This window comes from Flavobacterium sandaracinum, assembly GCF_004349135.1.
GTDB classification, from domain to species: Bacteria; Bacteroidota; Bacteroidia; order Flavobacteriales; family Flavobacteriaceae; genus Flavobacterium; species Flavobacterium sandaracinum.
On record NZ_SMFN01000001.1, the window covers coordinates 425,233 to 436,959 of the forward strand.

At 34.6% G+C, this 11,727-nt stretch carries 9 protein-coding genes; 7 read left to right on the forward strand and 2 right to left on the reverse strand.

What is annotated here, in order from left to right; translation table 11 throughout:
* Positions 1 to 469: 469 nt before the first annotated feature.
* Positions 470 to 5,458, forward strand: a complete 4,989-nt coding sequence (locus tag E0F91_RS01850) for a LamG-like jellyroll fold domain-containing protein (protein WP_165930077.1) — start codon at positions 470 to 472, stop codon at positions 5,456 to 5,458.
* Between the two features lie 139 nt (positions 5,459 to 5,597).
* Complete coding sequence (locus E0F91_RS01855; protein WP_073350730.1) at positions 5,598 to 5,807, forward strand: hypothetical protein; 210 nt, start codon at positions 5,598 to 5,600, stop codon at positions 5,805 to 5,807.
* Positions 5,808 to 5,907: 100 nt separating this feature from the next.
* On the opposite strand, the gene E0F91_RS01860 is transcribed toward E0F91_RS01855, so the two are convergent.
* Complete coding sequence (locus tag E0F91_RS01860; protein WP_132064658.1) at positions 5,908 to 6,360, reverse strand: DUF4442 domain-containing protein; 453 nt, start codon at positions 6,358 to 6,360, stop codon at positions 5,908 to 5,910.
* A 308-nt stretch (positions 6,361 to 6,668) separates the two neighbouring features.
* Between E0F91_RS01860 and E0F91_RS01865 the strand changes: the two genes are divergently transcribed.
* From E0F91_RS01865 to E0F91_RS01885, 5 genes are all read left to right on the forward strand, one after another.
* On the forward strand, positions 6,669 to 7,124 hold the full coding sequence (locus E0F91_RS01865; protein WP_132064659.1) for a DUF4870 domain-containing protein: 456 nt from the start codon (positions 6,669 to 6,671) through the stop codon (positions 7,122 to 7,124).
* A 272-nt stretch (positions 7,125 to 7,396) separates the two neighbouring features.
* On the forward strand, positions 7,397 to 7,729 hold the full coding sequence (locus E0F91_RS01870; RefSeq protein ID WP_091255259.1) for a PadR family transcriptional regulator: 333 nt from the start codon (positions 7,397 to 7,399) through the stop codon (positions 7,727 to 7,729).
* Positions 7,730 to 7,731: 2 nt separating this feature from the next.
* Positions 7,732 to 9,468, forward strand: a complete 1,737-nt coding sequence (locus E0F91_RS01875; protein WP_132064660.1) for a PspC domain-containing protein — start codon at positions 7,732 to 7,734, stop codon at positions 9,466 to 9,468.
* Positions 9,469 to 9,470: 2 nt separating this feature from the next.
* Positions 9,471 to 10,211, forward strand: a complete 741-nt coding sequence (locus E0F91_RS01880) for a head GIN domain-containing protein (RefSeq protein ID WP_132064661.1) — start codon at positions 9,471 to 9,473, stop codon at positions 10,209 to 10,211.
* Positions 10,212 to 10,295: 84 nt separating this feature from the next.
* Entirely contained in the window at positions 10,296 to 11,129 is an 834-nt protein-coding gene (locus E0F91_RS01885; protein WP_132064662.1) for a GIN domain-containing protein, read from the forward strand.
* 115 nt (positions 11,130 to 11,244) lie between these two features.
* On the opposite strand, the gene E0F91_RS01890 is transcribed toward E0F91_RS01885, so the two are convergent.
* The coding region (locus tag E0F91_RS01890; RefSeq protein ID WP_132064663.1) for an IS3 family transposase at positions 11,245 to 11,727 on the reverse strand (483 nt) is incomplete at its 5' end.

Sequence of the window (11,727 nt, forward strand, 5' to 3'; positions counted from 1 at the left end):
TGAAGATAAAATAATAAAGATTGTTATACCTCCTTTAAAAGTCAACAATAAAAACTCAATTATCACAATATAATTTTATACGTTTTTACTTATATTAAATACAAAAAGATGTATTTAATCGATTATATATGCTTTTTATCTATTATATGAAACAAATATTCATAAATTTATCATCGAAAAATCAACTATTTCTCTGAATAGGTTTTATTTCATTGTAGACTGATACAAATCAATTAAGTTTTTAAAACTTTTGTATTGCTTGCTATTTCTAATTTATGCTTTGATTTTTAGTTTTAAAAAATTCGCACACCGGGAGCTAACTAAAAAGCACCTTTTGATTGCTTTTTAGTTAGAGAACTTTATAAGAATCTTTGAAATAAGTAGAAAAATTAAAAACAAGATTTGCTTAACTATTAATCGGAGAATGATGGAGTTATTTAAATCATAATTAATTTAAATGAAGAAAATTATGGAGAAAATTACTTTTGTGCATAAAAGAATAAGTAGACTAGTGCTAATTTTAATTCTAATTATTCCTACAATCAATGCTACTGCCCAAACATTAACAACTCCGCAAGTTAATTTCACGCAAAGGACCTCGGCTGCCACACCGGCTCAGAGTGTCTACAACATTAAAGGTGATTTTACTTTATTAGGAAACACTAATTTAACTCTTACTAATTACGGAACAAATAGTGACAATCAAAGTGCTGACATGAAGTTCGTTGATATTGATGGAGATGCCAATACATGGAATTCCTCTAAGGCAACACTTGAGCTTTCAAATTCAGGAGAGAATAGTGCTGCTCAAAATTGCTCAACGGTACTTTTTGCTGGACTTTACTGGACAGGAAAATCCGAAGATGCTGATACCTTTACAGCTTCTAAGCTAATTCCAAACGGCACACAAACGGTTAACACCAATTCGACAGTAATTCATAATCAGAAAATTATAAATTCAAACTACACACTACTGGTTACTAGAGCCAGTTCAGGAAGTAGCCGCTGGCCTATTTATACTTTTAGCGGGAATGGAAATACCTATGTATTTGAATTTAATAATGTTCCCGCTATACGAGTATCAGTAAATGGCGGAGCTTCCACTGCTATACCTTCAAGTATCGTAATTTCAGGTGGTGTTGCAACTGCAACTCTCACAACTCCTTATGTCATAATTGATGGTGATGCAAATCTAACCATCAAACAATTGATACGAAGTTCATCAACAGCTTTAAGCCTTGCAGATATTCAAACTACATCATCAGCTGAAGTTAATTTATCAGGAACCGTTCCTGCTTATACGACTATTACTAAAAATTATGACAAAAAAGTTGTTTCACTAAAAGGACCAGGCGCTAGTAACTACACTTCAATCACAGCAAAAACTACTGGAGCCACTCCTAATATTTATTTTCCTGGAGCTGCAAATAGTGGGATTTTTGTTGGCTACCAAGAAATCACTGATTATGTAAAAGAGCACGGACCAGGTGCATACACAGTTGCTGATTTAGCACTAAAAGAAGGAGTAAATACAAATCCAGGTTTTTCTGGCGGTTGGGTTATGGTTGTTATTTACCAAAATCCATTAATGAAAAGTCGAGCAGTAACACTTTTTGACGGAAATGCGTTTGTAAATGGACAAAGGGCCGCGGTAAACGGCGTACAAGGCGAATATGGTAATATTAACATTTCAGGATTTACCACCGTAGGATCAGGAGCAGTAAATATGAAGCTAGGCATTATGGCCGCTGAAGGAGATATTGACTTATCTGGAGATTATCTTGCAGTACAAAAACTTACTGCTGATCCGAATAAAACTTATGACACTACTAACTATCTTACACTAAATCACGCAAGAAATTCTACCGCAAACTTCTTCAATTCCTCTATTTTTCCGATTCCTACTGGCACGGATAGTAATCCCAACTTACAAAACAATACCGGAGTCGATTTTAGTATGTTTACAATTCCAAATGCATCCAATTCAGTGATCGCAAATAATCAAACTGCCACTACTTTTAGATTCGGCTCAACTTCTGACGTCTTTACCATATTTGGTTTTGCAATGTCAGTAGACGCTTATATACCCGAACCGAATGGTTTAATAAGTGTAAATTCCATTAATAATGTTATTAACCCCCCAGCATTAGTAGCTTTACCGGGACAAACAATAAATTATACACTTACTATCACTAACGAGGGTACAGAAAGCACTACCAACACCCTAATTTCAATTCCAATTCCAGCCACAGCAATCTTCAATGTAGGCAGTACTATTTCATCTAGCACCCTTAATGGATTTTCTACTACCAACCTCCCTTATTATGATTCAGCTACCAATAAAATTTTATGGGATTTAGGCACACTACCCATAACAGTGGGTCATCCTGAATATATATATGCTAGTTTAAGTTTTAATCTAGAAGTTACAAGTGATTGCAGTATCATATTAAATGCAGGGTGTACTCCGGAGGTAACGCTAGCAACGGGTACGATAACTGGTACAGGTAGCACATCAGACTCTTCCTTTACTAGGTATTTTTTTCAGGGCAATGATAACACTGCCTGTTATTTACCAATTGAAGGTTCTATTAAGGTAGCCATAGACGGAAGCTCCTGTTCATCAGTAATGGCTGGTATCGATTTGTCTCCTATTTGTGGACTTGAAACTGTACAATTAGCTGCAACTGCTGGTACAACTGGCTCATGGTCAATTGTCAATGGGCCATCTGGTGGTGGAGAAATTTTTTCAAGTTCAACTAGTCCTACTTCTGAATTTTACAGTCCAAACACCGGTATTTATACCCTTAGATGGACAATCCCTGCTAGCGGTGGTTGTTCTCCAATTACTGATGATGTGCAAATTTCAATTGGTGCTTGTCTGGTTTTGAATTTTGATGGAATTGATGATAACGTTAATTTAAAAGATAATTTCAATTTTAACAGCGGATCTTTTAGTATTGAAACTTGGTTAAAACCTGGCATAACAAATGGAAATATTCAAACTATTTTTTCTAAAAGAAACCCAAGTTCACTTACTGATGGATATGATTTAAGAATAGTAAATAATATTATTTCATTTAATTGGAACAATGGAAATTCAATAACATCAAATTACCAAGTTAGCACTAACAGATGGTATCATGTGGCAGTTACATTTGACGGAACAGCTTACAATCTTTACATAGATGGAGTTAGTGTTAAAAATGCTACAGCTGGTTCAAATCCAATAGCAAATTCAAATGCCCAGTGCGTCATGGGGGCTATGGCTCCAAGTGTATCTTATCCTTACCTGCCAACTAATTTCTTTACTGGTTGGATGCAAGAGCTCCGTATTTGGAATGTAGCTTTAACCACAGTGCAGACGCACCAGATGATGAATCAACGAATTACAAATAATAGCAGTAGCGTTTTTGGCTCCACCGTACCACAATCAATTCCGAATTTAAGTTGGAGTAACTTAGAAGGATATTATCAAATGGCGCAATCTACTGATCTTTTAAATGGATTTTTGATGGATAAAACGAGTAACCTCCGCAACGGAAAATTAATAGGAATTGTCACTGCTCAACCTGAAACAGCTCCTTTGCCTTACACTTCCCAAGCAAATAATGCATGGGAATCAAATGACACTTGGACCCATGGAACTATATGGAACATCCCAAACACATTGGGAGTTGATAACAGTACATTTATTGATTGGAATATTGTCAAAACCAATCATAATATAACTACTGCCGGAAATAAAACGGTTTTAGGATTATTGGTAGAAAGCAACACACTTGCGGCTAATAATGACAATAAAATTGAAATATCTCACTATCTAAAACTAGATGGTAAAATCGATTTAATAGCAAAATCACAATTAATACAAACTGAAGGAAGCGAACTAGATGTCACTAGTGCTGGGTCAATCGAAAGAGACCAGCAAGGACAATCTAACTTGTACAATTACAACTATTGGAGTTCGCCAGTAAGCCCTATAAATGCTATTACTAACAATACAGACTATACTGTAAATGGCGTTTTTAAAGATGGGACAAACCCTGCAGCACCTGCAAATATTTCGTGGATAAGTGGATATAACGGTGCTCCTACAAGTCCAATTAGTCTGGCCCGCTACTGGCTTTATAAATTTGATAACTATGCAAGCGCTTACGCCAATTGGGTACAAATAAATGAAACAAGTCCGTTGCGAGTAGGTCAAGGATTTACTTTAAAAGGAAGCGGCGCAGTCTCTGGAACTCAAAATTACACCTTTGTAGGGAAACCTAATAATGGAACTATACTAACCAATACCGTTAGCGCGGAGCAATTATTGCTTACTGGAAACCCATACCCATCCGCTTTAGATGCGTATGCGTTTATAAATGACAATCTGAATTCAGTAGACCGAGTTGATGATGCTGGTTTAGACGGAACCATTTATTTTTGGGAACATGCCTCTAATAATAACACACATATTTTAAAAGATTATTTAGGCGGATATGCCGTACTCAATTTGTCCGGCGGTTTACCACCTGTTGTTCCAGATCTAATCAGTGGTGTTGGGTTGAGTTCTAAAATTCCGAAGCAACATATACCAGTAGGGCAAGGATTCTTTGTCTTCGGAAAAACAGGTGGCGGTGGTACTGTAATTTTTAATAATGGCCAAAGAGCATTTCAAAGAGAAACGGATGCTACGTCTAATACCCTTTTTAAAATTAATGCTAAAACCAAAACAGAAAATGCATGGGATACAAATGCCAATGATCCCATACAACAAGACACGTTAAAAAGAATTCGTTTGGGATTCAATTCAACTACTAATTTTCACCGTCAGGTATTGTTAGCGTTTATGCAAGAAAAAGCAACAAGTGCAATTGATTATGGTTATGATGGTTATATTTTAGATAATTTCCCAAGTGATATGTATTTCCTCAACGGAGCTGATCAGTTGGTTATTCAAGGTGAAGGCTATTTTGATATGGAATCCTCCTACCCTATTGGCGTAAAAACAGATCGTGAAGGGTCCGTAAAATTCATGATAGATGCTATTGAGAATTTTGAAACCAACCAACCCATTTTTGTGTATGATGAAGAGACTAAAATGTACCATAACATCCGCAATGGAACTTTTGAAATTATGCTTCCAAAAGGGGAATTCCACAGCCGTTTTTCATTGCGTTTCAAAGACAAAACCTTGGGTACAAATGAACAAATTAAGAATGAAAATGGCCTTACATTCCTCTATTCACAAAATAGTAATTCACTTGTAATCCAAAATAAATCACTGGATACAACGGTTCAAGAAGTTACCTTATTCACTATTTTGGGACAAGCAGTTGCTAATTGGGAAATAGAAAACCAAGGTCAGGAAAATATTCAGCTTCCTGTCAAAAAAATGAGCACTGGCGTTTATATTGCAAAACTTAAAACATCAACGGGAGTTATAAGCAAAAAAATAATCATCAAATAAGAGGGTACTTTCAGAGTAAAATCAACGCACTTAAGTAAATATTAATACAAATATTGAAGATTAATTTGAATAATTATTTATATTTGGTTAGAAATTTGAGATAATATCCAAAGACAGAAAACCAATTAAACAGTATAAAATGAAAAAAATTGTAACATTTGTAGCAATCGCATTCCTTACCCTAAGCGTCAATGCTCAGGAAGTAAAAGCTGTCGCAAAAGAAAAAGCAAAAAAAGAATCTTGTTGTGCCAATAAAGACACGAAAGCTAAAACTATGACTGCTGCAGAAGTGGCTAAGTGTAAAGCTAAATGCAAGGCGGAAGGTAAAACGTGCAAAACGGCTTGCTAATTCAAAGTTGATTTATTGCATTTAATTTGATGCAAAGAAAAACGCCTCTTCACATCAGTAAGAGGCGTTTTCTATTTATATATTCTTCTGGAAACTTTTTTTATTTGATTCGTACACTCCATTCAAAATCCATTTCGGAAACTTGTATTCCCTTTTCATCTGTTCCTATGGATTTCATCCAAAAGGTTTGCCCTTCTCCGGTGGCAATTGTATCTTGAATTGCTTTTTCTATTAAATGCCCATCCTTGCAGGTGAAAGTGATTCTTCCCGTAGCTTTTTTGGTAAAATTTCCTTTGTTATTCGCTACTAACATTGAGATTTTCCTGCCGCTTTTTTGAATTTGAAACATCACCAAAGCGCCTGTAGACAATTCAGCCGCCATAGCTTGCACCGCAAAATACATGGAGTTAAATGGATTTTGGTTGATCCAACGGTGCTTCACCGAAACCACACATTGGTTCTCATCTATTGTTTTTACGCGCACTCCACAAATAAATGCCGACGGTAATTTGAACAATAGAAATTTATTAAGTTTTGATGCTGTAAGTTTCATATTTAGCTACTATTTATTTTTTATCTGACTCGAGCAACAGCGAACAAGCGAAGCAATATGCTATCAACTTAGTTCGTTGTTTTTTATGATTTTTGAATCATGGCGAGTTCATTATCACTGGGTTTTTTGCTAAAATACAAAAAAATAGTATGCGTGCCTATAAAATTAATTTGTTAATATTATGTTAATATTTGGTACTATGCGAAACAAGATACTGTCCTTTAGATATATATTTGCATAAGAAATTACTATGCAGCCTAAATGCTATTATAGTTAACCCGTTTCAATCATCATCAAAATCAAAAAAAATGGAAACCACTACTGAAAAAAACATCGCAACATTTACACATTTGAGTTCGTTAACACAATACTTTATTCCTTTTGGGAATTATATTTTTCCAATAGTGCTTTGGAGTACTAAAAAAGAGCAATCGGAATTTGTGGATCACCACGGAAAACAAGTCTTGAATTTTCAATTAAGTTTACTATTGTACTCTTTATTGCTCATTATGATTGCCATTCCTTCGTTTCTTGTTTCGGTGTTTCAGAACACCTCATTTCAAACCTTAGTACATCATCATGACATTACGCTTTCCAATTTCAACTTTGAAAATAATATTGGCGCGTTAACTCTGGGATTGATTTGTGTATTGATTTTTGGTCTTTTGAAAGTGGCTGAATTCTTTTTAATCATTTATGCTTCAATCAAAACATCAAATGGAGAAAAATACAAGTATCCAATAACGATTCCGTTTATTAAATAGGAAGTAATCCGATTAAAAGAGAATAGACGTAATACATAAAGCGAACGAACTAGCCCTGATTACTTCACATTTTATATATCTTCAGAGGAGTTCAGTGAATTTCATTTGCAGCGGCATCCTTTACTTGCTTTCTTTAAGCAAGTAAAGATAAAGTGGAAAGCAGGAATATGCTCCAAATAAAATAAATAATCATCACCCAGCCAGCAAGACGAACTGGCTAAACAATCAAAAAATGAACTGTTTAATCAACACAAAATCAAAAAAAAGGAATTATGAACATTGAAAACACAAAAGCCCAGATGCGCAAAGGTGTTCTCGAGTTTTGCATCTTATCTGTATTGAAAGAAAAAGATGCCTACACATCGGAAATATTAGACACCTTGAAAAACGCAAAATTATTAGTCGTGGAAGGAACCATTTATCCCCTATTAACGCGATTAAAAAATGATGGATTACTCAATTACCGTTGGGAAGAATCGACCTCAGGACCACCGAGAAAATATTACGGACTGACCGAAATTGGACAAACTTTTTTAAATGAACTAAATAGCACCTGGACTGAATTATCCGATGCCGTAAATCTAATAACCAACCAAAAACAATAGTCATGAACAAAACTGTAAATATAAACCTAGGCGGAATGTTCTTCCATATTGATGAAGATGCATACCAAAAAATGACCCGTTATTTTGACGCTATAAAACGTTCTTTATCCAATTCATCAGGACACGATGAGATTATCAAAGATATTGAAATGCGTGTTTCGGAATTATTGAACGAAAAACAAAAATCAGACAAATATGTTATTGGTTTGAAAGATGTAGATGAAGTGATTGCCGTTATGGGACAACCAGAAGATTACATCATTGAAGATGAATTAAAGGGAACAAATACCTACAACAACAATACAACCAGAAGAACAAAAAAACTATACCGTGACCGAGAAAAAGGGATGATTGGTGGAGTTTCGGCTGGATTAGGACATTACTTTGGCGTAGATGCTGTGTGGATCAGAATCGTACTTATCTTATTGGTTTTTGCTGGATTTGGAACTGGAATTTTAGCCTATATCATACTTTGGATTGTGACTCCGGAGGCGATCACAACAACTGAAAAACTAGAAATGACGGGTGAACCGGTTACGATTTCAAACATTGAAAAAAAAGTGAGAGAAGAATTTGAAAACGTTTCTGACAAAATAAAAAATGCCGATTATGACAAATATGGCAACCAAATAAAATCAGGTGCAGGGAAAATTGGAAATTCTTTTGGTGACTTTATTATGACCATTTTCAAGATTTTTGCAAAATTTTTAGGTATCATTTTAATCATTACCGGCGTATCAACATTATTTTTTCTGTTGATTGGTATTTTCACCTTAGGCTCCGGAGCATTCATTGATTTCCCTTGGCAAAGTTTTATTGAGGCTGGTAATTTTACAGATTATCCGGTTTGGTCTTTTGGACTTTTGATGTTCTTTGCTGTTGGAATTCCTTTCTTTTTCCTAACGCTATTGGGTTTCAAATTATTAGCTCCAAACATGAAATCTATTGGAAATATTGCAAAATACACCTTGTTAGCACTTTGGTTAATCGCAGTAGCATTAGCGATATCAATTGGAATAAAACAAGCCAGCGCTTTTGCAGTAGATGGACGAATAGTTAAGAAAGAAACTATCAATTTGAATCCAAATGATACACTTTTCATTAAATTCCAACACAATGATTATTTTGCTAAAAATGTAGAAGACCGCAACGATTTCATGGTAACACAAGATTCAACTGGAACGGATATCATTTATTCAAATGAAGTTAGTTTTAAAATTGAAAAAACAGAGGAGAAACTTCCTTACCTTCAAATTGAAAAAGAAGCGAGAGGAAAATCGTTATCAGAAGCAAAACAAAGAGCCGAACAAATTAAATACAGTTACAAAATAATTGGCAACCAATTGATTTTAGATAATTATTTGCTAACTGAATTAAAAAACAAATACAGAGACCAAGAGATTGAAATAACACTATTTGTTCCCGAAGGATTACTATTGAAAGTGGATTCTAGTGTACAAAATTACGATAGATCAGACGATGAATACTTCAATTTACACTACAGTTCAGACAATTACATTTACAAAGTAGAAAATTCTCAAATAAAATGTTTAAATTGTCCCGCAGATGAAAACGAGTATAATGACGTGGATACTGCTCCTGAAAATGACAGCATTGAAACATCCGTTACTATCAATAAAGACGGAGTTTCTGTAAAGAATGACACTTTGATTAATTCAAAAAAGAATCTTAAAGAATTAAAAATAAATAAAGACGGTATCATCATTAAAACGAACTAATCATGCTAAAAGTCATCACATTAATTACCAAATTCATTCTGGTTGTCTTAACTGCTTTGTTATTTGCTTCTTGCAACCACTCCATTAATTTGAATTCAATAGAAGGAAGCGGCAATATCACAACCGAGAAAAGAAATGTTGACGATGATTTCAAAAGCATAGAAGTCAACAATTCTATCGACCTTGTCATCGAACAATCAGATAAAACGGAAATAGTGGTTGAAGCTGATGATAATTTACAAAAACACATTACTACCAAAGTAGAAAATGGAACTCTTGTTATTTCATTTGATAAAAATTCATTCTCTACTGCAGGTTCTAAAAAAGTAACGGTAAAAATGCCAATAATTGATGAATTAGAAGCTACAAGCAGCGCAACAATCACGAGCAAAAATACGCTGAAAGGTGAAAACATCCGCTTGAATACTTCTAGCGCGGGTTCCATTGATATCAGTATAGAATCGGATAATATTACTTGCGATACCAGTAGCGGAAGCACGATAACAATTAACGGAAAAGCACTTCAAATGAAAACCACTGCATCAAGTGGCAGCGAAATTAATGCTGATAAATTATTGGCCAACGAAATCACTGCGGATGTTTCCAGTGGAGCTTCCATAACTGTTCATCCTATAGTAAAATTAGTTGCACAAGCATCCAGCGGAGGAAATATCTCCTACGTCGTACAACCAAAATCGATACAAAAAGACACAAGTTCTGGAGGAAGCATAAGCCGAGAATAAGAAATGCTCCAAGTAAAATAATTGAAATCATCCATCACAAGTGGATGATTTTTTTATATTTGTGTAGACTCAAACCAATTCATCATGAAAAAATATACAGTTATACTCCTGCTCCTTTTATCAACTACATTGACTTTGGCACAGAAAAAGGAAAAAATTAAAGGATCAAAAACAGTTACTGTTGCCCAACGAGAAGTGGGAAATTTTGATGCATTAATAGTTGAAGACAACTTAGAAGTTCATTTGCAAAGAGGCGAACGAACCGAACTACAAATCGAAGCCGATGACAACTTGCACGATATTATTTCATTGGATTTAAGTGACAACACTTTGCGCGTTTATACTACAAAGCAAGCTACAAATTACAAAAAAATCATTGTGAGAGTTACCTATACCAAAGATTTGAATCTCATTACCTCAAAAGATGAATCGACAGTTAATGCAATACAAGAACTTTTATTAAATACCATTACACTAAAAGCACATGACGCTTCCAAATTGTTTTTGAACGTGAACACCAAGGATTTTTTACTTCAAGCAGATGATAAATCAAAAACAGAATTAAATTTAAAATCAGAAAATACGATCCTCGAATGTAGCAAAAATTCAGCGTTGAAAGCCTTAATTACCACTACAGATTTGAAAGTAGATCTGTATCAAAAATCAGAGGCTACAGTAGAGGGAAGTGCTGTAAATGCAATGCTGCGATTGGACAATAATGCCTCATTTACCGGAAACAAATTCACCACCAAAAATGCGGACATCACCACTGAAAGTTATACCTACTGTAGTTTATTTGTGGAAACTGCCGTGATTATTGACGCCGCTAATAAATCCGAAATCCAATTACTGGGTTCTCCAAAAATTGAAATCAGAAAATTTGCCGATGAAGCAAAATTGATTAAGAAATTGAAATAATCCTCTCCCCGACCCTCTCCAAAGGAGCGGGAGAAAAACTGGATTGATACTATATATAATAACCAACAAAAAGTCCCACTTTGGACTGCACCCAAAAGTTTAGACAAATTTATAATTAATTTTGATAATAATGAGCTCGATATTGTATCGGGCTCATTTTGTTTAAATTTGATTTAATTCTGTCGTTATTGTAATATACTATATACTCTTGAATCTCTTTTTTTAATTGATTTATTGAGTTGTACTTTTTAAGATAGAACAACTCCGATTTGAGTATTCCAAAGAAGTTTTCAATGATWGCATTATCTAAGCAATTGCCTTTTCTTGACATACTTTGTTTAATTCCTTTTTCCTTTAAGAGCTGTTGATATTGTCGCATTTGATATTGCCATCCTTGATCGGAGTGTAAGGTTATATTTGTGTTATCAGGTATTGTTTTAAATGCCTTGTTGAGCATCATTGTTACTTGATTAAATACTGGTCGTTCTGTTAATTCGTAGCTAATTATTTCTTGGTTAAATAAGTCAATGATAGGAGATAAATACAGCTTTTTACCCGAGACATTAAATTCCGTAATATCAGTTGCCCATTTCTGATT